We start from the raw sequence: 23,710 nt of genomic DNA, 5'->3' as shown, positions 1-23,710 counted from the left end.
GAAAATAAGAACTCCAGTTTCATTTCATTCCTTGTCAACAGGAGATTGTTATCGCTGATATAAAATGTTTCGCGCCAAAGCTGTTGGCGTGCGCTTCGGGAATAAGCAAGCAAAAATTTTGCTTTAAGAGCACCAGGGGTTTACAGCTTTTCCTGCACAAAAAATCAGGAATATCGCCCCGGCCATTAACGCTTAAAATGAATGTTACTGATAAAACCGGTATCAACACCAAACCATATTTGGTCTTGTTTATGATCGTAAGACATATGCCGGATTGCCCCGCCGGACGGTATAGGGGTTGAAGAAATAAAGGCTTGCTTTTGACTGTCAAATACCACCATTTTATTGGGGTATTGCCCGGTTTCGGCAATCCATATCCGTCCATCATTATCAACTGCCATACCATAAGGGTTGCTGGCCGGAAATGAGGGCATTTTCCATTCATGAAAAGCCTGTGTTTTCGGGTTATAACGCCCTAAATAACTACCGGCATAATCGGCATACCAGATATTATTATCCCGGGTAATAACCAAACGCCTGGGGCGGGCATCTTCACGCGGCAAATTGATTTCCTTCAGCGCAAAGGTTAACGGATTCACCCGGGCTATTTTATTGGTGCCAAGCAATACCGACCAGGGCTGATTTTTACTGTCGACGGCTATGCCGTAAGGGCGCGAGCGCTTTTGTGTTGCAACGACATAGTTAACCTTGCCGGTTGCAGTATCAAGCTTGCCGATGGCATTGCTGTTTTGCGCGCTAAACCAGATATTGTTTTGCTGATCAAATACCAGGGTATGGGGATCTGATATTTCCTGTGGCATCAGGAACTTTTCAACCTCGCCGCTGCCCGGGGTGATTTTTCCTATATGCCCGTTACGGTTCCCGGCATACCAAACCAGGCCGCGGCCATCGATTATTAAGTTATGTGGATGGCTATTATCAGGTACTTCAAAACGGGTTAATTCACCACTTTTAGGATCAAGTCGGCCAATATAATTGCCGGCCTGGCCGCAAAACCACACTTTACCGTCCGGGGCAACAAAAGGATCCCTGGGCCGGCCTCCCCATTTTACTTGCCATTCATTAACCTTGGCCAGCGAGGGTAAAGCTTGAGCCGCACCACTGTTTTGTGCGGCAAACATGAACAGCAGAGCTAAAAACAAGAGCAAGTGCTTCATCACAACCCCCTTTATTGGCTAAGGATAATATTATCAATAATTACCTTAGGTCATTGCTAATAAAATTAAAGCGCTTGAGAAAAAGAAAGGGGAATTTCTTACGGGTAAATCATGCTTGAAGCCTAGTTCACTTTCATGCGATCGGGTAACAGGATGCTATTTTTCACCTGCTAATGACCGGCCTCATCTTGACATCGCTAAGTTGTGCACAGTATGCTCGCCATACTTGCGAAAATATCAGTTGCGTCGAAAGCATAATTGCAGGCAAATTGGCTTGTATAAGCAGCGACAACAAGCTGCAAGCGCTAGCGGAAGAAACATATGGATACCATGACCAGCACAAAAAGGAAAAACCATGAATACAGAAATTGATTTTTATTTCGACTTCGGCAGTCCCACCTCTTATTTAGCCTATTACCGCCTGCAACAACTCAGCCGACAACATGCCCTACACATACACTATAAACCTGTATTACTGGGGGGAATTTTTAAGCAAACAGACAATGCCTCCCCGGCGATGATCCCCGCCAAAGCCCGTTATATGATGCAGCATGATCTGCCCAGGTTTGCCAAGCGCTATGATGTCGACTTTAAACTCAATCCATATTTTCCCATCAATACCTTACCTTTGATGCGCGGCGCACTGGCGGCAGAGAAATCAGGATGTTTTGACCGTTATTGCCAAGTGGTTTTTACCGCCATCTGGCAAAAGGGCTTAAACCTGGGGGATATGGATATTCTTGCCCGGGAGTTGGCGGCCGGTGATATCGATGTTAACACCTTAATGGCCTTGAGCCAGGGAAATGAAATTAAGCAAGCACTTATCCGTTTTACCGACGAGGCCGTCGCACGGGGCCTGTTCGGTGTCCCGACCATGTTTATTGGCAACGACATGTATTTTGGCCAGGACAGGTTAGATTTTATCGAAGAAACATTAACGACGCGATAAAACAGCTGATTAATATCACGCTGGCTTAACACAGGGCCGCACTGGCCCTGAGTTCCTCTTCTTTCTTTATTGCCCCTTGCTCTGCGGCACACCCGGTATTTTTCCAGTTTTCCCCGGGAAACGGGCTTGCCTGATGCCCTTCACCGTTATTTATATGTTTCTGCAATCAATTGCCCGCCTCATACGTTATTAGTTTGTCATTAATCAAAAAGAGAAGTTGCGATGAAATCTATAAAAGCTCTGTTACTCACCTGCGGCTTATTACTGGCTGCCACGGCTAATGCCGGCAGTTTTGACAGTAATAAAGGCATGGACCGAATGAACATTGAAGGTGAACTGGTCTGTACCGGGTGTAGCTTAAAGAAACTGTCGGGGGCAAATGCCCAGTGTTCGTTATACAGCCTGCATGATGTCGGCTTAAAACTGGCGGACGGCACCTTGTGGACCTTTGTTAATAACGAAAAAGGCCATGACATTATCCGGGCGCATCACACGGTATTGCATAAAAAAGCCCACATCAGCGGCTGGTTATATCCCAATGCCCATCAAATTGAAATAGCTGATATCAAGGTTGAAGGAGTCAGTGCAGATGAGATAGCCAGGGCGGCATGGCAAGAAGATCAAAAAATTGCCAAGGCACTTGCCAGCCGCAAGGTAGGTCAGGCGCCTGAGCATAGCCATGATAAAGACCATCATTAATTTCATGTCCATGGCTTATCAAGCTTTTCGGGGGTTAAATGGACAATATCAATGAACTGTTAACTGTCAGCTTGCAAGGCGGTGTTTTTACCGCCATTGCCTTGGCCTTTCTCGGCGGCTTGCTCACCAGTGCAACTCCCTGCGTTTATCCGATGATCCCGATCACCATCAGCGTGGTCGGCGGTAACAGCGGGGGCAGGCGCTTTACCGGCTTTATTAATTCCGTCATTTATGTGTCGGGATTAGCCCTGGTATATGGCGGCCTGGGGGTAGCTGCTGCGGCAACCGGTAGTTTTTTTGGCGAAATATCCACTCATCCCTGGGGTTATTTCCTGGTCGCCAACTTATGCCTGTTTTTTGCCGTCTGGATGATGGGCTGGGTGAATTTGCCGCAACTGGGATTTATGACCAGTGCCGGCAATAGCGTTTCGCTGGGCAAAGGAAAAATATTACTGGCCGGCATGGCATCCGGTTTGGTTGCCGGCCCCTGTACCGCGCCTGTTCTGGCAACTTTATTAACCTTTGTTGCCACCAGCGGTGAATTGTTCTACGGCGGCCTGTTGTTATTTGCCTTTGCCTTTGGTTTAGGGGCGCTTTTGATCCTTATCGGCACCTTTTCTTCCCTCGCCACCAGAATACCTAAATCAGGCGCCTGGATGTTATGGACCAAACGCTTACTGGCACTGCTGATGCTGGGAGCAGCGGAGTACTTTTTCATACAAATGGGCATATTACTGTTTTAAGGAGTATTGTGATGAAGATTTTAATAACTTTTTGCTTTTGTCTCTTGGCTAACCTGCCGGCGGCAGCAACGGCCTATAGAGGTGATAGCGCGGCCGATTTTACCATCAGTGAAATTGGCGGCAGTGAATTTCAGCTGTCGGACTTTAAAGGTAAGCAGGCGGTGTATCTCATTTTTTGGGCAACCTGGTGTCCTAACTGCAAGCGGGAGATCCCTAAACTAAAAGAGATCCATGCTAACTATAGCGGCGATATCAAAATGCTGGCCATCAATACCAGCATCAACGACTCACTCAAAAAAGTAAAACGCTATATAAATAAACACGCATTAACCTATCCTGTGGCCTACGATACTGAGCGTAAAGTAACTAAACTTTATGGAGTCATGGGAACGCCGACCCAGTTGGTTATTGATATCAATGGCGTGATCCAATACCGCTCCGCCGAAGTGCCGGATGATCTGGCCGAGCACCTGGAGCGGTTATTAACCGTAAAAAGCGATACTGCACATGCTGAATAACAAGCAATTTAACAAACTATACCGGTACGGACTCTCGCTGTGTCAGAATGAAGATCGGGCATATGATTTACTGCAATCATCACTGGAAAAGTACTTGAGTAAAGATATCTCAATTGAGCATCCGGTGGCCTACTTACGTACTATGATGCGTAATCAATATTTTGACGAGCAGCGTCACCAGAAATTGCATCTGGTAAAACAGAATGATCTCAAAGAAAACCAGGATGCTTTTAAATCGCTGGAAGATATTTATATCGAACAGGATCAAATCCAGCACCTGCTAGATGAATTAAATGATGAAGAAAGGGAGCTCATGTTTTTATGGGCGGTAGAAGAATATTCAGTTCAGGAGGTTGCCAATATGCAGGGTAAACCTAAAGGTACATTACTGTCTAAGATTCACCGCCTTAAGCAAAGATTAACAACAAAGTTTGCAAGTTTTCTTGAAACAAAATCGGAGACTTGGTGATGAAAAAAACACTTAAACAAGATATAGCAAGTTTTTACCGGGATAAGAAACTTTCTCCACAGCAGCTGGAAAAATTGCAGCAAATACAAACGAAAGCCGGTAATAATCAACTAGCAGGGCAGGGCAAAGCTGCCTGGTTTAAAACCTTACTGCAACTGCCGTCGAAAATGCTTAACTACTTCTACGAAGGCGACAAAGCAAGTTCATTAAAGCTTTCCTGGTCAATCAGTGCCTTGGCCGTGGCATTTGTGCTGGTTCTTGGCATTAGAGCCGGTTTGCAGCCTTCTGCAGATGAGAAAATCGTCAGTGAAATTGCCTATAACCATAATAAACAGGCGGCACTGGAAGTAAAATCGGCCACTTTAGCTGATGTCGGTAATTACCTGAGTAAACTGGACTTTAGCCTGATTAATTCCGAACGTTTTTCTTCGCCTGAATGGCAATTGCAGGGGGGGCGCTACTGCTCGATTCAAGGCAATCTGGCAGCTCAGTTGCGTATCAAAAATAATCAAACGGGTAAAATAATGACCCTTTATCAGACTAAACTGCCACAGCACTCACCGGTTATTCCGGCCAACCACTATGGCTATGATGCCGGAGTTAAAGTGGAATTATGGTTAGAGAAAGGGCTGATGCTGGGGCTGGCACAAAGTGAACTGGAATAATCCCCAGCAGATTAATCTTCAGGCTTACGGCTTTTAACTAGCAAACGGGACAAATGAAACCTTTGTCACCCGGTACTATAGACGACCCTGGTGATATTAACCTTTATAACATTTTCAGTTTTTACAGCACCTGTCTATTGCCTCCCGGCTGGTATCTTTGCCCAGACTGAAAGGATAGCCCCACACCAGCCTAGGTTGACCCCCATAGCTTTTAATAGCGGCGATATTGCTGTTGAACAGGCATGACAGGCGAGCCGGCCGAGACTGCCACATCTGCCAACTTCTCCATAATTTGAACTGAGCTGTAAGCTAAAAAGCTGATATTTAGGGTATTGGGCAAGCAGTTGCCGATATCGCCGTTAAGTTTGAGGTTGTTGTTCCCGGATTGGCCGAGTCTGCATTTGCTTTGGCTGATCAGACTTTCTTTTTACTGGCTGCTTTTGTGGTAGTGTTTTACATAATCAAGGCAGTAATGAATTTATTTGCCGGAAAGCTCAGCGAAAGCGATGGCCGCAAGAAAATACTGATATTGGGGTGGATAGTTGCCTTACCGATTCCTGTCAGCCTGCTTTATGTGCCAAACTGGAATGGGATTATTTTTGCAATGGTATTACCGGCGGCAACCGAGTAATCAGAGCATTAATCCCGGGCAAAGCCGCTGAGTTGCCCGGGAGAACCGCCAAGCTTCCCGCTGTTATTCAAAATGATCATAGAGAATAATAACAAAGGGCCAATAACATCCGGATCTAAGCATCAGCCTGATAGCAATCAATAATTCCAGTTTTGAAAACGTTGATGTACCGTATTGCCGATATCTGTACCTATGGCCTGAGAGGTATATATCATCACTCCGTCACTGCTGGCTTTAGCTTGGTCCATCACATCACCGGTCGTGGCGGCATTAGGCGCCTCACAGCTGGCAGAGTGCGACGATGCATAAATCCCTGTCATCAGCAATTTATCCGTCGCTTTATTTGCCTGAGGCCATAACCAGTTTTTAAAGTCATTAAGCTCACCTGCATAGTTATCCTCAGTGCCGATACCATGCATGTTCCAGCTGCCGGATGAGCCTGAGCATTCATCTTTGCTCTTTTCATTGCGGTAATAAAAAATAAAGCCATCGACATAATTTCGGGTGTAGGCCTTGGTCTTTTGCTCCTGCGCGACATTGTTTTGCAGGATATCGTAATAAGCGGTTGGCGTGAATAAAATGTCCGGATTTTCATGGCGTAAAGCCGAGACCATTTGTCCTAAGTATTGTTCAGTAAACACGTTGGGGTTATGGGAAAAGTCATCGACATTAATGGCGATGAGATTAGGATACTGCTTAGCCAGTTTCCCGAGCAAGGTAAACCAGGCGGTATAGTCCAAAGTATTTATTTCGTTAAAACCATAATCACTGAAGCGGCCGAACAAAGCAGTTTCATCCCAGTCGGTTCTGCTTGAGTCCGCCGGAATCGAACCTTTATGTGGACCTAGTTCAAGCATTTTTCTTTTAACGGTTTGTCCGTCTTGCTCCACATATTCATATTGATATGCCTGGTTAGGGTTGATCAGGGTCACCATCACCTTAAGATCGGAGTTTTTAGTCTGTTCCAGATACTCCACCAAACTCAAATATTCCCGGCCGCGGATGTTACTTTGCCAGGGATTGCTGCCATTGATATAAGCGTCGGAGAGTAAAAAGTTATAAATCCTGTGGGATGTATCTTCCATATAGGTTTGCAATAAACCTGGGTCTAATTGTGTGCCATTTGTTGTTGCCGTGCGTAAAAAGCTTTTTCCCTGGGCATAGCTTCCCCAGATATAACCATTTTTTTGCACCCGGTTTATCTTTTGGCTAAAAAAGTCCTTATTGGCATAAACCGCAATATCTCCGTCGCTTCCTGGGCTGGCGCTTCTAAAGGAGACAAGTTCATCGCGCTCATTATTTAAAATGGCATTCCCCGCCTCAATGCCGTTCCAGGGATAAAGGCTGTCACTGGTGTAATTGGCGCCATAGAGCACGGAAACTAAACCGTTATCAAAGCCATAATAAATAAGATAACTATGACTGTTTTTAAACAGCACGAATTCTTCACCGTTATCCGGGTTGCCGTCAAATTCCCCGGATGCCACATCCAGCCAGTTATAATGGCTGTTGCCATAAGCATGGTTATAGGCGGCAATTTCATCAAAATCCCAGTTATTATCGCTGTAAATATCCCAGATCAGCACATCTTTCATCTCGCCGACAGCTTGCCTTACCGCCAGTACTTCATCCCTGCCGTCATTGTTATAATCACCGGTAGACATGCTGCGCCAGTCATTTTCGCTGGCAACTGTACTGATATTTTTAGACGACTTTATTTTCAGGCTATTGGTGGCGGTATCCATGGCCAGCAAAATAAATTGCGACCAGGACTTTTTCGCCACCACCAGTTCGTCCATACCATCGCCGTTAAAATCTCCTGCGGTAATATCAACCCAGGGATAATCGCCAGCGCCAATTTTTAAAGTGCTGACTTCAATCAGCTGATTATCCTGATATTGATAAACAATAATGTTGGGAGAGCTGCCGTCGGTAGAGTTTCGCAAGATGGCGATCTCGTCTTTACATAAGGCGCTATCCCCCTTGGAAAAACCGCATGAACTGCCTTCGGTTGCCAGGTTACCCGATGTGATTGCGATAAAATCTCGCTCCGGCAGATTCGCTAAGGAGAAGCTGGTATTTTTACTTAATTGACCTTCTTTATCGTCACTTAAAACGGTGTGAGCAGAGCTGTTGATTTTTAATGTCTGGGATTGTTTATCGTAAAAGGCGTACTCATCGATACCGTCGCCATCAAAATCTCCCATCGCCATCGCATGACCGGTAAACCCCTCGCTAAAATCAGCTGCTATAACCTGATCTAAACGGGAAACGGCAGCCTGGCTAACAAGTGGCAAGGCCAACAGCAGCGAGAGCAGGCGGGGTGAAAATAGTGCTTTCAACATAATGTTCCTTATATAGTTTTTAATATCCACTACCCGAAAAATAATCAGGCAAGACCAAGTTTCATGTTAACATCATGTAAAATAAATACAAAACATTCACCTGCTGGCCTCTCTTTTCCTGTTTTTCAAGGCACCAGGGCGTTATCTGCTAATATTCAAATGACCGAAAGTGACAATGTGCTTTAGATAACAGGAAAACCGTTAGAGATGAGCAAGAAATCGCAATATGAAAAGAAAATAAAAACCTTATACAGCGATGCTTATAAATGCATAGATAAAAATTTCGTGCTTGCGCTAGATGCCCTCCATATCCCCCATATCTATGGCAATATCATCGCCGACCTGCCTGAAAGCGTGCCTCCCAATTTGATCAGCTACATCATAAAGCGCAGTCTCAGAGATTTGCAGCAATATGAACTAACCGGTATATATCTTATTACCGACAGCTTAGCACCATCGAAGCCAGACTTTTTTATTGTTACCAGGCAAACCCTGCCGGAGTCATTAACCGACAAGGAACAGCTGTTAAATCAATGGCGCCGGGAAGAACAGCAATTGGCAGCGGCTATCAATGTGATTTTTTGCGATGAAATGAATTACCTTGCCAGGAAAGATGTTTGCACCGGTAGCAAATGTGAAGCCGAACTAAATACCGGGGTAAAATGCCGGAAGAGTCATTGTATTTGCTTCCCCTATCTGGCACACCATCAGGGGTTCCCGCTGTTGTTTATCAACGTGAATGACTGAAACCTTTGATATAAAAAACCGCTTAATCTGAAATTTAACCATTTCACAGTCTTAAAGGCCTATAAAACTTAATCCTAAAGAGCACGCCAGTAAAATAGCAATCCATAACGCCATATTGCCTACTGTTTGCGCACGCGCCAAAATACCGCCGGGCCTGTGATATTTAGCCACCAGGGCTAACAGCTGTTTGAGTTTATCGAGAAAGATTTTCCGGATATGCTGATCAGTTTGCCAAACTTTATTGCTTAACGTTAACCAAACGTTTGCCAGCAGACGCCGATAGAGCCAATCTGCATCCAGGTTTACCGAAGGTAATTCTGGCGGATAAAGGCCCTTGACATTGAGCCAGAGAAAAGCCAGGGCAGCAAAACATAACAGTTGCGTTTGCGCCAGCACATGGGAGACATCATAAGGCTGGTAAGCGCTCTCAAAAGGCAGTAGCTGATACAACAAATTCGGATAAATGCCGATAGCCAGGCATAAGGCGGCGGCAATAACCATGGCCAGCAACATATTGTTTGGCGGGTCCTGGCTGCGGATGCCGCTGTCATGAGCGAAAAAAGCAAAATAGGGGATCTTAATCCCGGCATGGTGGAAAACCCCCGCCGATGCAAATAACAGCGCCAACCAGATCCAATCGTAACCTTGATTGAGCGCGGCAGTCATCACCATAGACTTGCTGACAAAACCATTAAACAAAGGAAAAGCGGAAATTGATGCCGCACCAACCAGACAAAGCAAGGTGGTTTTCGGCATGGTTTTATACAAGCCCCCCAACTCAGAGCCGTTGATACGTCCTGTCATCTGCAATACAGCGCCCATAGACATAAACAACAGCCCTTTAAACAACACATCATTAAAGGCATGGGCAACGGCGCCATTAAGCGCAAGCTCTGTACCTATGCCGATGCCTACCACCATAAAACCGAGTTGGTTGATCAGGCTGTAGGCCAACACCCGGCGCAGGTCATTTTCAATCACCGCATAAAAGATAGGAAAACAGGTCATAACCGCACCGATATAGATCAGGATCTCGCTGCCGGGGAAAGCTCTTGCCAGGCCATAAACCGCCACTTTAGTGGTAAAGGCACTTAAAAAAACGGTGCCGCTGACGGTTGCATTCGGGTAGCCGTCGGTAAGCCAGGTATGCAACATGGGAAAAGCGCATTTAATGCCGAAGGCGAAAAATATCAACCAGGCCCCTGTGCCCTGTAATGACATATAAGTAAAAACTAAGCTGCCGTGCTCTTGCCAGTAAAAGATGGTACCGATCAAAAGCAATAAACCTGAGATGACCTGATAAGCCAGGTAGCGTAATCCGCTGGCGTATGAATCGGCACTGCGCCGCGCCCAGATCAGAAAAACAGAAGATAGCGCCATCATTTCCCAAAAAATAAACAAGGACAGTAAGTCACCGGAAAAGACCGCCCCCAGGGCCGCTGCGGTATAAAGCAAACAGGCAAGCTGCTGCACCTTATCGCGCACATGCAACGCATAAACAATGCAGAAAAAGGAGGCAAGATGAAAAAGATAACCAAAAAAGGTACTGAGTTTATCAACCCTTAGCGGCATCAGCTGCAGCTCAACTAAAGTAACTTGCCAGAGTAAGCCTTGCTCGAGTTGCCATAAATTTAGCGCCCCCCACAGCGGAGCCGCTAACATCAACACAGTGACCAAGGGCCCCCTGCTAAAAAAAACAAACAAGGCTATGATCATAAAAGGCATAAACGGAGGAAGTTCAGGGAGCCACATCTTTTCCTCCTGCCTTACCAGTTTGCTCTGTGTTTATCTTGTCACCTTGCTTTTCCTTGAGATAATAATCCGGCGGACGTTTCAAAAACATTCGCATCCACTTGGCAATGATCACCAATAACACACAACCGATAAAACCGTAAAACGCATAAAAACCCGGCATATGCTCCCAGGGGTGGCTACTATGCCGATGCAAAACAAAGTCCAGGGCAAATAGAAGCACACAAATAACAACTAACGAATGAATCACCCGCCTGACATTTTCCGGCTTATCAAAAAAGTACTTTTCCTCCTGCCTGCCTTTTTGCGGCATAGCTTTTTCCTTCGTCATCTTGCCTCCCCTCCTTGCGTGGTAATGACAGCAGCAGCCAAGTCAAACAGCGGTTGTGGAAATAAAAACAGCAGCAAACACGCCAGGGTTGAAATTCCGATAGCGATTAAAACCGGTAATGGCGCTTCCTGGCGCACAGAGCTTCTAGGCCCGGGGTCACTGCCCGGGAAAAAAGCACGTACAGGGATCGCCAATAAATAAAAGATACTCATCAAAGAGCTCAAACATAATACCAGCAGCAGCAACCATTGCTGAGCATCTAATGCCCCTTGTAATAAAAACCATTTACTCCATACACCCGCTGTCGGCGGCAAACCGATAATGGCCAAGCTGGCAATAAAAAAGGCAACCATGGTAAAAGGCATCTGCCGGCCAAGTCCCGCCATCTGGCTGATTTCTTTTTTCCCGGTTCTTATCAGGATAGCCCCGGCGCAAAAAAACAAGGTAATTTTACCAAAGGCATGAATCACCATATGCATACCCCCGGCAATAACACCGGCATTATTGGCCAGCAGTGCTGCTATGGTGACATAACCCAGCTGGCTGATGGTTGAATAGGCCAGGCGCTTCTTAAGGTTATCCTGGCGCATTGCCACCAGGGAGGCCAGAAAAACAGAGGCGCCGGCCAGATAAAGCAACGCCTGACTACTGGCCAACTCTGGCATTAACTCCAGTCCAAAAATATAAGTGCACACTTTTAATATGGTAAAGACACCGCCTTTAACCACCGCCACCGCATGTAACAGCGCACTGACCGGGGTAGGGGCAACCATAGCCGCAGGTAACCAACGGTGAAAGGGCACAATTGCCGCCTTACCTATGCCAAAAATAAATAGCACCAGTAGCACAGCGCAGATGCCCGGAGCAACCTGGTGATCGAAGATCCCCCCCGGGGTAAAGTCCAGGGTTCCTGCCACTAACCAGGTGCCCATAATAGCGATCATAAAAAAAACAAATGAGGTAAAAAGCAACACAGCCAGATATGTGCGGCCGCCGCTTTTAGCCTTGTTGTCACCTTTATGAGTGACCAGGGGGTAGGTAGACAAGGTTAATAATTCATAAAAGACAAACAAGGTAAAGAGGTTGGCGGCAAAGGCTATGCCCATAACAGTGGTAATGGCAATGGAAAAAAATTGATAAAACCGGGTTTGCCCGGGCTCTCGCAGCCCTCTCATATACCCTATCGAATAAATACTGGTAACCAGCCATAAAAAACTCGCCATGAGTGCAAATAACAAAGCCAAGGGCTCGGTAGTAAAACTCAGCTCCAGCCCGGGAATGACTTCAAACCAGACAAGCTTAAGCTCAAATCCCTGGCTAAGATTGCGGTACAGGCTATAGCTAAGCAGTACCAGCATAGCGCTGGTGACCAGGGAAACAGCTTCGCGGATATTGGGACGCTTCTGCGCCAGGCGTATGGCCAAAGCCGCGGCTAAGGGCAATAAAATAGTAAGTTGTAGCTGCCATTCATCACTGATAAAGGGCGATAATACATTGCCTGTCATCATGGCGCACCTCCAAGTAGAGATTGCGCCGTTAATTCTGTCACCGCTATGGTGAAGCTGGCATCACAGCCAAAATAAAGATTAGCCAATACCAAAATCCAGGTGGGCAGCAATAAGCTTAACGGCGCCTCTTTAACCTGGTTATGCCCGGCTTTAGGTGGGGAAAAGTACGCCGTTTCTACGATGCGCCAGACATAAACCACGGCCAATAACGAGCCAAGTAAAATAAAGATGGCCAGCGGCCACCAGCCGTTCTCCAGGGCGGCACGTAAAAGATACCATTTGCTGATAAAGCCAACCGTCAGCGGAAGACCAATTAAACTTAAACCGCCGATCACTATCGCTGCCATGGTCCAGGGCATACGTTTACCAAGACCGGAAAATTGTGTTAACTCGACACTACCCAGCCGGTACATGACTCCGGCCAAAGCTAAAAAAAGCGCCCCTTTCATCAAGGCATGATTGAAAAGATGCAGTAAAGTCGCAATCAAGCCATTGGTACTGTTCATGGCCAGTGCCAACATCATGTAGGCAATTTGCGCGACGCTGGAATAAGCAAAGAGTTGTTTGACATTTTGCTGGTAGATGGCCATCACCGAAGCAGTCAAGACACCGGCAATACCGAGCACAGATAAAATTTCCTGAAGGGGCAGGGTGGTAAAAGAAAACTCCCCGCCAAAAACAGTAAAGATAAAACGCAGCAAAATATAAATCGCCACCTTAGTGGCCGTTGCCGCAAGCAGCGCACTGACCACAGAAGGCGCGTAGGCATAGGCATTGGGCAGCCACCAGTGCAGGGGAAACAACGCCAGTTTCAGGCAAACCCCAAGGATAAGGAAGGAAAAGGCGGTCACCACAGTTCGGGACTGGGCTACTTCGGGCAAACGCTCGGACAGATCAAACATGTTCAGGGTACCGGTAACCATATACATCAGGCCAATGCCGATCAAAATAAAGCTGGCCCCCAGGGTACCCACCAGCAAATAACGAAACGCCGCGGTTAATGCCTGGCGTTTTTGCCCCAGAGCGATCAAAGTGTAGGAGGAGAGGGCAGAAATCTCTAAAAAAACAAATAAGTTAAAAACATCGCCGGTGGCAATTATGCCCAACATACCCGCCAGGCATAATAAAAAAACTACGTAAAATAACTTATGCTTACTTTCATTTAATTCAGCAGTAATACTGGCATGGGCGGTCAGCAAAATGATGCTGGTTATACTTGATACGATCAACAGCAGGTAGGCATTGAGCAGATCTATCCGATACTCAATACCAAAGGGAGCACTCCAGCCGCCAAGGCTGTAGTGGATAGTGCCGCTTTCCTGCACTTGCTGCAATAAAACCAAGCTGATGACAAAGGTAATTGCGCTTGCCACCAAGGCAAAAAACCACACCAATTTGCTGCGGCCAACCAGCAGGCAACAAGGAGCCGCCAGCAGCGGCACAATTACCTGCAAAATAGGCAATTGTGCAATCACGACTCTTCATCCATAGCCTGTATTTCGTCTTCTTCAATCGTACCGTAGGCTTGTTTAATGCGGATCACTAAAGCAAGCGCAAGGGCTGTTGTGGAAATGCCGACGACTATGGCGGTTAAGATCAATACATGTGGCAGGGGGTTAGAATAAAGTTCAACTCCCTGTTGGATAATAGGTGCGATTGCCCCGGTAACTTTGGCCATGCTGATGTAAAAGATATAGAGCGAGGTCTGGAAGATACTCAGGCCAATAATTTTTTTAACGAAGTTTCCGTGGGCGATCAAAATATATAAGCCGCTCATCATCAGCAACATCACCACCCAGTAGTTAAAGAGCTCAAAAAAATTCATTGCTGTTCCCCCCGGTTCGCCATGCGTCCGGTAAAGGTCATAAAAATCAGGATAATGGTCGCCGCAACGGTAATGCCCACCCCGATCTCAACCACGAAAATCCCCAGGTGCTGGGCCTGCACGGGATCTGACGACAACATATTGTAATCGAGAAAATTCTCTCCAAACAAAAGTGAAAGCAGGCCGACACTGCCGAAAATCAACACCCCCAGCGCCGCCAAAAACTCCAGCCAGGCAAGACTGATGGTTTTTTGGGTTGCCCTAAGACCGAAAATCATGACATAAAGGATGATCACCGAAGCAAAAATCACCCCAGCCTGGAAGCCACCGCCGGGGCCAAAATCTGCATGAAACTGTACATATAAGGCGAATAATAAAATCAGGGGAATAAGCATCTTGGAGACAATGCGTAAGATAGCATGTTGCTTCATCGGCGCCGGTTGCTTGCTTGTTACCCGCTTGCCTTTAATCGCACTGTCTTTAATCGCACTGTCTTTAGCTGGTGATGTTGTTCCCCTTAGTAACACCAGCACCCCCATACCGGCGGTAAAAATGACGATCAACTCTCCCAAGGTATCATAGCCCCGGTAGCTGGCTAATACACTGGTCACGATATTGATAATGCCGGTTTCACCGAAAGATTGGGTAATATAATGCGTTGCTATGTGCTGATGCGCCGGGGCATAAGCCGAACCAAAAGGAGGCATTTGCAAGGTGCCGTAGATCAATAAGCTGGCCGTTATAGCAACAGAAAAAACAGCCAATAGCGGCTTATGGCGCTGTTTTTTTTCAAACCGCCCCGTTAAAGTTAAAGCAGAAAGTAACAATAAGGTCGAAATGCCGATCCCCACCGCCGCCTCGGTGAAAGCAACATCGACCGCGTCCATCACCATAAAAAAACTGGCACATAAAAATCCATAAATGCTTAATAACATCACGATTGCGAACAAGTCGTGCATGCGTACTATGGCAAACACAGTAAGCAATAAAAAGCACAATAAGACGATATGGATTAATGATTCGATGAGGCTTCTCCGTTATTGCTTTCTGCCGTCTCTGCTGCTTTGGTTAGTTTGGCCGCCAGGCCTTCCTGTTTGGCGGCATTCGCCAGGCTGTAAGTGATAGTCGGTCCGGTGAGCAGGATAAAGACCAGGATCAGGATTAATTTGGTCAAGCTGACATCCCAACCGCTTTGCAGCATTAAGCCCACTAAAATAAAGGCAGTGCCCAGGCTGTCGGTAATGCCCGTTGCATGCATGCGGCTATAAAAGTCCGGAAAACGAAAAAGGCCAAGGCCGACAATAAGGTTACAAAGGCTGCCGAGCAATAAACAAATAAAGCTCAGGGTATTGAAGATCTCTGTCATTGCTTTTCCCTGTCCTTTTCTTGTTTCTGTGCCGGTTGCTGGTATTCAACAAAACGCAAAACGCCGACAATGCTGACAAAATTCAGCAAGGCGTAAAGCATGGCAATATCGAGGAAATAGGAATGCCCGGATAAAAATCCCAGCACAGCAATAAATAGCACAGTTTTAGTACCAAACAGGTTAGCCGCCAAAATCCGGTCATAAAGGCTCGGCCCGATATAAGCGCGCAACAGGGCAAGAAACATAATAATAAAAATGGCCAGGATAGATGCCAGCAACATTAGCTTTCCAGAGCCTTAATGCGTCTGGCCATTTCACCGCTTAATAACGCCTCAGCCAACTCCCGGGTAAGGGCATGCACCTGAACCGCGTCCCGATCAAGATGCAGACTCAAAGTGCCCGGGGTTAAGGTGATTGAATTGGCAAAAATGACCTTGCTGAGCTCGTCTTTAAAATCAAGAGGGATGGTGATGATGATCGGGCTTAAGGCTTTTTCTCCCCGAAAGATTAACTTCAGCACATAAAAACTGCTGTAAACAATTTCTTTGAGCAGCCAGGCATAGAAGGGGACAATGCGGGTGAACAGGTGCAGGGGCAATGACTCCCGGTCAAGCAAGCGCATGCGTCGGGTAATGAGCAACACCAGCATAATCGACACAAAGCCCAGGAAAAACAGTAATCCGGTATGAATCTCAGAATTAGATGCCCAAAAGGCGAGCAATAGCAAAAATAAACTAAAGGTATAACGCATAAAGTTATTCTCAATGTGATCTGTCGGCTGTTAGCCGAGCTGTAAAACAACCGGCTTTAATCTTGTTCCAGCTTGACCACCAAGCAATCGGCGCGCAGATTATGCAGGACTTTTTCTGTGGTATTACCGTGAAAATAACTACTGATCCCATGGTGGCCCATACAACCCATGATCACCAGGTCACAGTGTAATTCTCCGGCAAGATGGGGAATGGTTTTTTCCGGAGGCCCCGAGCCGATATGCCCGGGAACTGTATCCATCTCAAACTCGGCCAATAACGCGGCCATTTTCTCTTTTGCTTTTGGGGATTTTTTCTGCTCTATTTCGTGTCTGTCCACCAGTTCTAATTCCAGCAGAGGCTTGGCAATGGGAATGCTGTATGCCGCATGTAACTGGTGATCATAAGCTAATGACCAGAAATTTCCCCACCCCAGTACCGACTTATTCAATTGCTGGTGCTGACTTTCATCGGTTGATAAATCCAGGGATAATAAAATATTGGCTTCTGGTTTCCATTTGATATGCGAGGCGATCAAGATAGGACAGGGTAATTGGCGCAGCAACTGCCAGTCGGTCGGGGTATGAAACAGGGATTCAGTCCGGTGACGGGTTTTAACCACAAGGTCTACGCTTTTTTGCCGGCAATGCTCAAGCACCCAGTCGGCAATATTATCGCTGTTAACAACTTTACTGGTGATCTCGCTAGTATCGCGAAAAATTTTTTGAATATTTTTCGCCAGTAATTCTCTGGCTTGCTCCATTTGCTGTGCAACAGTTAATTGTGAGTTTTCTCCACAATGAATGAATTTAATGATTTCCAATCTGGTACCTATTGGCAGGCTGAGATCATATGCCTTTTCCAATGCGAAGGTTTCATCATCTTCGATATCTGCAATCACTAAAACATTCTTCACCATGGCTTTACTCCAGTTATGAAGGGACTTCACTCTGAGTTTGTTACTCAATCCGTCGATACATAAACTAAAAGCTAATTAAACGCCCGATCCAATAAATCATTAACTATAGAGTATAGAATATGGGAAGAATATTGGCATTTGAACTCGGCGAACAAGCCCCATCAACAGATAATCACCTGTCTTTAAAGAATAATTTTACCAATGCGCGGATAAAAAATCCCCTGCCCGCGATGATGTTTGTTTCCTTACTTACCTGACTCAGCAGCAAGGCAAAGACCAATACCGCAAAAGTCGCTCTGGTTAACACAGGCGAAGCTTTTAAACAAATATCACTTAACACAGGTTATGAGAAGGTCAGTTTCATTCGAAGCCTATCTAAGAAACATGCCAACATTACCTCTTGAAAAGGCAAGAAGAGGTTTCGCAAATTCTGAGTATTTGCAGCACAGAAAATGTACCGGTAACAGAAATTCGAGCACCAGGCAGACACCAGCAGAGCTGCCAGTTCCTCTTTTTTGTAGCAATCAAACTACAATACCGCCATCAGGTTTTAATAGCGGCACTTTTATTCCTTAGCCAAGTAGATATCACTTTAAGCTTAATTTCAGCACTTTGCTCGGTTTAACCATCGGATGGAAAAAAGCGAATGCGAAATGCCATCGCCGGTATCACCGGCGCCGATCACCCGCACCTTGACCTGCTTAGCGAACTCACGCCGGCAATTACACTGCTGAGATCTTCATTCACTCCTGAATCTATCAACTATCAACCCTCAAGCGATGACAGATGAGATCATCTCACTCATCCAATCCGTAGCCAAAGACATCTCGTCTTAACCGGTGGGTGAAATATACGGGAAGCGGTGAGTATTCACATTCGCAAATTGTAAAAACGATACGGAACAACCATAAATTAGCTTTTAGTTTTTAAGGAATACGCGTGAATCTCTGCCCTGATTTTTCCAGGTTTAGCCGTGATAAGGCAGGGGGTACTCCAAAAGACAAAGGACACGACTGGTAATGCCTGTGCCCGGAGGTTTTCCGTAAGTATTACCAACCTCGTGCCAATATAGACTTTCCCCCCAGTATTACTCACAGGAACAATTAATCATGGGCTTCTCGTTATAACTCTGTTTTTACAGCCATTATTTTATTACCGGCGGCAAGAGGATGAAGCAAAGCTTTGGTGATCTTTCCATGCTGATGCCTAACGACAGGTTGATTAATATAGCCATCAAATTTCCGGGATTTCCACGGCGTAAATAAGGTAAAATCAGTGGCCAGATTGGCAATAAAACCGGTAGATTTTTTAGCTGTTATCCGGGCATTATGCTTGCCAGATGAGTCTTGGACAAAATTTTTCTCGCGACTGGCAGCAAGGATACAAATCCTGTTTTCAGCAGCGCGAGCCAACAGGCTATACTCAACCTCGCCTGCTTCCTGGATATCAAAAGGCACTAATAACAAGTGAATGTTATTTAATGCCGCCACTTTGACTATTTCAGGCATATTCGCATCATCTGCCGTTAACATAGCTACATTAACATTGCCTTGCTCTAAGGGCAGCTGGATAATATTTAACTTATCACCCAAAGTCGTCCATTGATATCGCTGGCAAAAATGCAATTGCTGTTGGGCGGCCAACAAGCCATATTCACTGATTAATACCGCCTGATGCCTATCATCAATGACCAAACTGGTGCATACGTATTGAAAAGGCCTTAACTTAGCGCTAATTTGCCCGACCAACTGCCGGCTCAGGTATGCTAACTGAGTGCGTTGTTTGACATCATGGGTAACGGCTTTATCGCCAAGGAAAAATAATTCCGGTAGTTGAATAATGTCACTGAGATTATTTTCGATATAATGACAAACATCTTCAATGGCTTGCTCGTAAGTTTTATAAGTCGCAAATATTGCCGCATTGACACTTGCCGGGACATTCTTGTCAATGTCATCACTTACCCGGGGTTTAGACGACGGTTTTAACGCCTGATAAAGCTCTGGGCGCCGTTGCTGAAAAAGTTCGCTGCCATCGGGGCGGCGTTTGTCTTCGGCCAGGGTCACAGCTATATCAGCAAAAACAAAGCCTTCTTTATTGTTCGCAATTGTTGCTAATATTTTACCGTCAGCAGAGACGATTTGACTTTCACCGGCGCCAAAAAGAAATTTTTCGGGAATAAAATATTGCTCAGAAAAAGCGGTCATATGTTCCGGGGGAATGAGCGGACCGACCTTATTTGCCGCCGCTAAAAAAACCTTGTTTTCACACGCCCGGGCAGGGCCATGCAAACCGGCCTGGTCAAGAGCAAATGTGCTCAGGGAATGACAGAGCAACTGCCCCCCTCCTAAGGCCAGTTCACGCGCTGCTTCAAAGGTCATTCCTTCATAGCCGCTAAATAGGCCTAAGTTTCCAAACGGAGTTGCGGTAACTTCAGAGACTTTATTGCCGGGAATAAAAAAATCATGTTCATGGCCGAACAAAGTTTGCTTGTCGGCTTGGAAAATAAGCTTGCCCAGCGGCGAAAATAAACACGAGGTCACACTGATATTAGATTTCACCCAAGGCTCTTGGTGTTCACGTGACGGGTCGCGCCTTAACGTGACATTGAGCACTATATAACAATCATGTTTTTTAGCTTGTTCACCTATGCGTTGTAGAAATATACCATCCGTTGTTAAGGCTGCATGCCATGCCTGGTTATGATCGACGTACCAGGAAAGGCTATTACAAAACTCTGGAAGCACAATGAGATCTGGCTTGCACATGGCCGCCTCATCCACCACACGAATACAGGTTTCCAGGTTCTCTTGAACATTTAAGCTTGTGGCAAACTGACAGACAGCAATACGCATGATTTAATTTCCATTTGACCGTTCATTAGTTGAATTTGGGAGTGTTAACGCATTAAGTGTTATCAATTTTTTATTACCGTAAAGTGCTTCTCTGAGACTATCTATGCTTCGAAGGTTATGCGAATAAAGCCTTTGCTGACAATAAAAACTTGCTGGTTACACAGCTAAAAAACCCAAAAATTAAGTTGCTAAAAATAACAGATTTTCAGTATTTTAACGAGCTAAAATCCTCCTGATGAGGATATATCCGCTGTATATCAGCTTTCATGTCTGCAGCAGAGGTAGAGCAGGCACTTATACCCGGTTCACACGGGCTAATTGGCCAAGCTTTGCGCAAACGCTTGACCACCCCTGTACAGCGGAGGCATTCCAGTGTAACGTGCGCCCTTTTGCTGTAATCAATACTGGGTAAAAGGTTTATGAGTAGTGCTTTTTCGCGTCGTTTTCTAGAGTTAGTGGAGCAATTTGCCGGCGGCAATAAGCGCCAGTTTGCCGAATTAACCGGTAAATCATCCTCGCATATTTACCGTATTTGCCGCGGATTAGGCCGCCCGTCAATGGCATACCTGGAACATTTATATGGCCTGTTCTCGGTCGATTTAAACTGGTTACTTACCGGCGAGCGCGCCCATGATAATCCGGTGCGGCACAGCAGTGATGATCTGCTGCTAGTGCCCAAGCTTGATGTTGAAGCCAGTGCCGGTTTCGGTAGCATCAACGGCGCCGAAGAAGTCACCGAACAATTTGCATTAAATAAACGCTGGTTAAGTTCACAACTGGGAGTGCACGGCGAGCACCTTGCGTTTGTGACGGTACGGGGCGACAGTATGTTGCCGACCTTGCATCACGGCGATATGGTACTGGTGGATTTAAGCCAGCAACAAGCTGGCCGCGAAGGGATTTACGTATTGCACACCCAGGATGGTTTGATGGCAAAACGCTTGAAGCAAAAATCAGATCATCTGGAAGTGATCAGCGACAACCAGGAATACCCCAATTGGCAAATTAACCATGACAATGCCGAGCAGCATGCCGTGGCAGGGCGAATTGTCTGGTGCGGGCGAAGCTTGTAAGTTTAAAAACTCAGGTAAGCATTATTTGCCGTTAACAAACGGGCTTTGCACCACCTGGTTCCGTCCGCTTTTTTTGGCGAGATAAAGGGCGGCATCAACCCGGGAAATTAATTGCGCTAAACTTTCCGGGGCAGTGAAAGCCGCCACACCAAAGCTGGCGGTTTGCTTTTTTACTATAGGAAATTCAGCATCTTCAGCGGCTTTTCGCAACTTTTGCGCGATCAGGTTGCATTTCCCCAGGCCGGTTTCCGGGCAAACAACTATAAACTCCTCACCGCCCCAACGGGCAGCCAGGTCATTTTTCCGGATATGCTTTAGCAGCAGTTTGGCGAAAAGACTCAACACCATATCACCGGTTTGATGACCGAACTTGTCATTGACCTGCTTAAAATAATCTATATCTATCAAGATCACGCTAAATTGATTGCCATAGCGCCTGGCCCTGGTTATTTCCGCTTCCAGTACGGCATCGGCTTTATGGCGGTTGAACAGCCCGGTCAGTTTATCGGTAACGGCAGCCTTGGCCAATTTATCGTTACTTTTTCTGAGTTTGGCAATTAAGCCTAAAATAGCTGTTCTCGCCATTTCAAAGCTGCGCCCGACCAGGCCAATTTCACTGTTTTCTCGCCAGTGAAAGGCTTGATCTAACTCATTGCCTTGAAAGTTTCTCGCCTGCTGCGCCAAACGATTCAGGGGCCTGAAAATAATAAAATGTACTAAAGGAAACATGATAATGAGATTTACCACAAAGGTGTAGCCAAAAACCTTAACCATCAGCTCCCGTTTATTTTTCATTTCCTTTTGCTGGCGAATATTATTAAAGACAATATTGAGCTCGCCAATATTGATTTTGCCGTAAACAATATCGGTCCGGTTGCGAAACAGCATGCCCGATTTTCTTTGCGGAATATCTATGTTGATAAAGGGCATCTCATTTAATTTATCGTAAACTTCCAGGGAAACGATGCTGGGATCCCGTTTTATCAGGGTCAGGATCAACCCGGCGTTGTTGGGGGAAAGAAAATAAATCGGCTCGGCCATGGCGGTGGCAATCTTTTCGGTGAGCTCAGCCCGTTCAATGGCAAATTCCTGATAGAGTTTATGCTCGATCGTTGAAATCACATACCAGCCAGCGCCGCCAAAGGAGCACAAGAGCGCCAATAAGATCCCTAAAATAATGGTAATTTTGATCGAGTGATGTTGTAGTCTAAAAAATGGTCCCATGTTGATCGATACATTGCTTAGTGATCACATAATTTGGCAAATCGATCTTTTTTAAAATAATATCGGCCTGTAATTGATCGATTTCAGCTTTTAACTGCCCGGAAATTAAGGGGGCATTATGCCGGTCAAATGCCAGGCCTACCCCGTTTTCCTGCAAGCCTAATATTTTCAGCTGTTCCCGCCAGATATTGCGATAGGCGGCCACTAAAGCGCGATAGGCGGCATCACCGACATTGACCAAAACAGAGGTTAATACGCTGCCCGGGTACAGGTCATTTTGATTGCTGTCCGCCCCTATACTATATACCCCTTTTTCATATGCTGCCCTTAAAACTCCCCGGCTACTTGCTCCGGCGGCGGCATATAAGACATCAACGCCCCCGGCTATCTGCTCCATTGCTATTTCATAAGCCCGTTGCGGGCTGTTCCAGCCATCAAGCGCATCACTGATAAAAGTCGCTTCAACCTCGGCTTTGGCCAAGGCGTGGCGTGCCCCTTTAATATAACCACAGAGGGTATTCCTGATCCCCGAGATATCTCTGCCGCCGATAAAGCCGAGCTTTTTACTGTTACTTTTTTTAGCCGCCAGATAACCGGCTAAAAAGGCGGCTTCCTGGTAGGAAAACATAAAAAAGTGGGCATTGGGAACATTATAAATACCGTTAAAAACAATAAACCTTAATTTGGGCTCCTGGCGGACAATTTTACGCATAGTTTCGTTGTCAAAATCGTTGATCATAATAGGGTTAAAGCCAGCTTTGGCGTGGGCGAATACCGCTTCGATTAAGGAGTTTGCATTTGGCGTTAGATTATTGGCAAAGATCCTCGCTTCCTTGACCTCAATGCCGAATTTTTTTTCAAACTTTTCAATACCGGTATGAACCGCTTCATTCCAGGCATTATCCATGATTTCTTCGCCATCATAGATCATAACGGGTTTGAAATCATAAGCCATAGCGGGACATAAGCAGAAAAGTAACACTAGCAGCGCTTGCAACTTCATGAAACAGTTAAGCGATAGGGGCAATAAACGAAGAATAGTTCGACTTGTTATTAAAGTCTATTTGCAAAAACGGGTTCGCCCGAGGGGGAAAACTGCCGGCTGATGACCAGGCTGATCATGGCTGTTTCTCTGATAGTGACCGCCGGGCACCGTTATTTTCT

General features: G+C 46.0%; 26 protein-coding genes. 10 read left to right on the top strand and 16 right to left on the bottom strand.

Features of this window, described 5'->3' with window-relative positions; translation table 11 throughout:
- Positions 1-185: 185 nt before the first annotated feature.
- Positions 186-1,178: a Vgb family protein gene (locus tag SG35_RS30300; RefSeq protein WP_053043406.1), complete on the bottom strand. Its 993-nt coding sequence runs from the start codon at positions 1,176-1,178 to the stop codon at positions 186-188.
- A gap of 355 nt (positions 1,179-1,533) precedes the next feature.
- Here SG35_RS30300 and SG35_RS30295 point away from each other — a divergent pair, with 355 nt between their 5' ends.
- The gene (locus tag SG35_RS30295) at positions 1,534-2,127 is read left to right on the top strand and encodes a 2-hydroxychromene-2-carboxylate isomerase (protein WP_044835656.1); all 594 of its coding nucleotides are present in this window, start codon (positions 1,534-1,536) and stop codon (positions 2,125-2,127) included.
- 25 nt (positions 2,128-2,152) lie between these two features.
- On the opposite strand, the gene SG35_RS30290 is transcribed toward SG35_RS30295, so the two are convergent.
- Positions 2,153-2,293: a hypothetical protein gene (locus tag SG35_RS30290; RefSeq protein WP_160298393.1), complete on the bottom strand. Its 141-nt coding sequence runs from the start codon at positions 2,291-2,293 to the stop codon at positions 2,153-2,155.
- A gap of 56 nt (positions 2,294-2,349) precedes the next feature.
- Between SG35_RS30290 and SG35_RS30285 the strand changes: the two genes are divergently transcribed.
- From SG35_RS30285 to SG35_RS30260, 6 genes are all read left to right on the top strand, one after another.
- Entirely contained in the window at positions 2,350-2,826 is a 477-nt protein-coding gene (locus SG35_RS30285; protein WP_044835655.1) for a hypothetical protein, read from the top strand.
- Positions 2,827-2,864: 38 nt separating this feature from the next.
- Positions 2,865-3,569: a cytochrome c biogenesis protein CcdA gene (locus tag SG35_RS30280; RefSeq protein ID WP_044835654.1), complete on the top strand. Its 705-nt coding sequence runs from the start codon at positions 2,865-2,867 to the stop codon at positions 3,567-3,569.
- Between the two features lie 11 nt (positions 3,570-3,580).
- On the top strand, positions 3,581-4,087 hold the full coding sequence (locus SG35_RS30275; RefSeq protein ID WP_053043405.1) for a TlpA family protein disulfide reductase: 507 nt from the start codon (positions 3,581-3,583) through the stop codon (positions 4,085-4,087).
- Positions 4,077-4,556: an RNA polymerase sigma factor gene (locus tag SG35_RS30270; RefSeq protein ID WP_044835653.1), complete on the top strand. Its 480-nt coding sequence runs from the start codon at positions 4,077-4,079 to the stop codon at positions 4,554-4,556. Before SG35_RS30275 ends, SG35_RS30270 begins: the two co-directional genes overlap by 11 nt.
- Entirely contained in the window at positions 4,556-5,221 is a 666-nt protein-coding gene (locus tag SG35_RS30265; protein WP_044835652.1) for a hypothetical protein, read from the top strand. Before SG35_RS30270 ends, SG35_RS30265 begins: the two co-directional genes overlap by 1 nt.
- 385 nt (positions 5,222-5,606) lie before the next feature.
- Positions 5,607-5,852: a hypothetical protein gene (locus SG35_RS30260; RefSeq protein ID WP_044835651.1), complete on the top strand. Its 246-nt coding sequence runs from the start codon at positions 5,607-5,609 to the stop codon at positions 5,850-5,852.
- 137 nt (positions 5,853-5,989) lie between these two features.
- Here SG35_RS30260 and SG35_RS30255 read toward each other — a convergent pair whose 3' ends face one another.
- Entirely contained in the window at positions 5,990-8,197 is a 2,208-nt protein-coding gene (locus SG35_RS30255) for an FG-GAP repeat domain-containing protein (RefSeq protein ID WP_044835650.1), read from the bottom strand.
- Between the two features lie 207 nt (positions 8,198-8,404).
- On the opposite strand from SG35_RS30255, the gene SG35_RS30250 reads away from it, so the two are divergent.
- Complete coding sequence (locus SG35_RS30250; RefSeq protein WP_044835649.1) at positions 8,405-8,944, top strand: hypothetical protein; 540 nt, start codon at positions 8,405-8,407, stop codon at positions 8,942-8,944.
- A gap of 51 nt (positions 8,945-8,995) precedes the next feature.
- Here SG35_RS30250 and SG35_RS30245 read toward each other — a convergent pair whose 3' ends face one another.
- From SG35_RS30245 to SG35_RS30200, 10 genes are read right to left on the bottom strand one after another with little or no spacing between them, the layout of a single operon-like run.
- Positions 8,996-10,696 (bottom strand): Na(+)/H(+) antiporter subunit D, encoded by a 1,701-nt coding sequence (locus SG35_RS30245; protein ID WP_044835648.1) that lies wholly within the window; start codon positions 10,694-10,696, stop codon positions 8,996-8,998.
- Positions 10,683-11,027 carry a hypothetical protein gene (locus SG35_RS30240; RefSeq protein WP_236702700.1) on the bottom strand — a complete coding sequence of 115 codons (345 nt, stop codon included), beginning with the start codon at positions 11,025-11,027 and terminating at the stop codon, positions 10,683-10,685. The genes SG35_RS30245 and SG35_RS30240 overlap by 14 nt, the downstream gene beginning before the upstream one ends.
- Positions 11,024-12,535 (bottom strand): proton-conducting transporter transmembrane domain-containing protein, encoded by a 1,512-nt coding sequence (locus tag SG35_RS30235; RefSeq protein WP_236702699.1) that lies wholly within the window; start codon positions 12,533-12,535, stop codon positions 11,024-11,026. Before SG35_RS30235 ends, SG35_RS30240 begins: the two co-directional genes overlap by 4 nt.
- Positions 12,532-14,010, bottom strand: a complete 1,479-nt coding sequence (locus tag SG35_RS30230) for a monovalent cation/H+ antiporter subunit D family protein (protein WP_044835647.1) — start codon at positions 14,008-14,010, stop codon at positions 12,532-12,534. The genes SG35_RS30235 and SG35_RS30230 overlap by 4 nt, the downstream gene beginning before the upstream one ends.
- On the bottom strand, positions 14,007-14,360 hold the full coding sequence (locus SG35_RS30225) for a cation:proton antiporter subunit C (protein WP_044835646.1): 354 nt from the start codon (positions 14,358-14,360) through the stop codon (positions 14,007-14,009). Before SG35_RS30225 ends, SG35_RS30230 begins: the two co-directional genes overlap by 4 nt.
- On the bottom strand, positions 14,357-15,346 hold the full coding sequence (locus SG35_RS30220; protein WP_269082205.1) for a Na(+)/H(+) antiporter subunit B: 990 nt from the start codon (positions 15,344-15,346) through the stop codon (positions 14,357-14,359). Before SG35_RS30220 ends, SG35_RS30225 begins: the two co-directional genes overlap by 4 nt.
- 26 nt (positions 15,347-15,372) lie before the next feature.
- Complete coding sequence (gene mnhG, locus SG35_RS30215; protein ID WP_044835644.1) at positions 15,373-15,726, bottom strand: monovalent cation/H(+) antiporter subunit G; 354 nt, start codon at positions 15,724-15,726, stop codon at positions 15,373-15,375.
- A complete protein-coding gene (locus tag SG35_RS30210; protein ID WP_044835643.1) occupies positions 15,723-16,007 on the bottom strand; it encodes an MrpF/PhaF family protein in 285 nt (94 codons plus the stop codon). Before SG35_RS30210 ends, mnhG begins: the two co-directional genes overlap by 4 nt.
- Positions 16,007-16,477 carry a Na+/H+ antiporter subunit E gene (locus SG35_RS30205; RefSeq protein WP_044835642.1) on the bottom strand — a complete coding sequence of 157 codons (471 nt, stop codon included), beginning with the start codon at positions 16,475-16,477 and terminating at the stop codon, positions 16,007-16,009. The genes SG35_RS30210 and SG35_RS30205 overlap by 1 nt, the downstream gene beginning before the upstream one ends.
- Before the next feature lie 56 nt (positions 16,478-16,533).
- On the bottom strand, positions 16,534-17,394 hold the full coding sequence (locus tag SG35_RS30200) for a universal stress protein (protein WP_044835641.1): 861 nt from the start codon (positions 17,392-17,394) through the stop codon (positions 16,534-16,536).
- A 646-nt stretch (positions 17,395-18,040) separates the two neighbouring features.
- Between SG35_RS30200 and SG35_RS30195 the strand changes: the two genes are divergently transcribed.
- A complete protein-coding gene (locus tag SG35_RS30195) occupies positions 18,041-18,184 on the top strand; it encodes a hypothetical protein (protein ID WP_160298392.1) in 144 nt (47 codons plus the stop codon).
- Between the two features lie 331 nt (positions 18,185-18,515).
- Here the strand turns inward: SG35_RS30195 and SG35_RS30190 are convergent, their stop codons facing one another.
- Entirely contained in the window at positions 18,516-20,249 is a 1,734-nt protein-coding gene (locus tag SG35_RS30190; RefSeq protein WP_044835640.1) for a nitrilase-related carbon-nitrogen hydrolase, read from the bottom strand.
- Positions 20,250-20,668: 419 nt separating this feature from the next.
- Between SG35_RS30190 and SG35_RS30185 the strand changes: the two genes are divergently transcribed.
- Positions 20,669-21,322, top strand: a complete 654-nt coding sequence (locus SG35_RS30185) for an XRE family transcriptional regulator (protein ID WP_044835639.1) — start codon at positions 20,669-20,671, stop codon at positions 21,320-21,322.
- Positions 21,323-21,343: 21 nt separating this feature from the next.
- Here the strand turns inward: SG35_RS30185 and SG35_RS30180 are convergent, their stop codons facing one another.
- Positions 21,344-22,546: a GGDEF domain-containing protein gene (locus tag SG35_RS30180; RefSeq protein ID WP_053043404.1), complete on the bottom strand. Its 1,203-nt coding sequence runs from the start codon at positions 22,544-22,546 to the stop codon at positions 21,344-21,346.
- Positions 22,530-23,501, bottom strand: coding sequence for a BMP family ABC transporter substrate-binding protein (locus SG35_RS30175; RefSeq protein WP_044835638.1), 972 nt, complete (start codon positions 23,499-23,501; stop codon positions 22,530-22,532). Before SG35_RS30175 ends, SG35_RS30180 begins: the two co-directional genes overlap by 17 nt.
- Positions 23,502-23,710 lie beyond the last annotated feature (209 nt).

Source organism: Thalassomonas actiniarum (assembly GCF_000948975.2).
In the GTDB taxonomy this organism is placed as follows: domain Bacteria; phylum Pseudomonadota; class Gammaproteobacteria; order Enterobacterales; family Alteromonadaceae; genus Thalassomonas; species Thalassomonas actiniarum.
The sequence above is the reverse complement of the archived record's forward strand: the minus strand, read 5'-3'. Positions and strand labels throughout refer to the sequence as shown.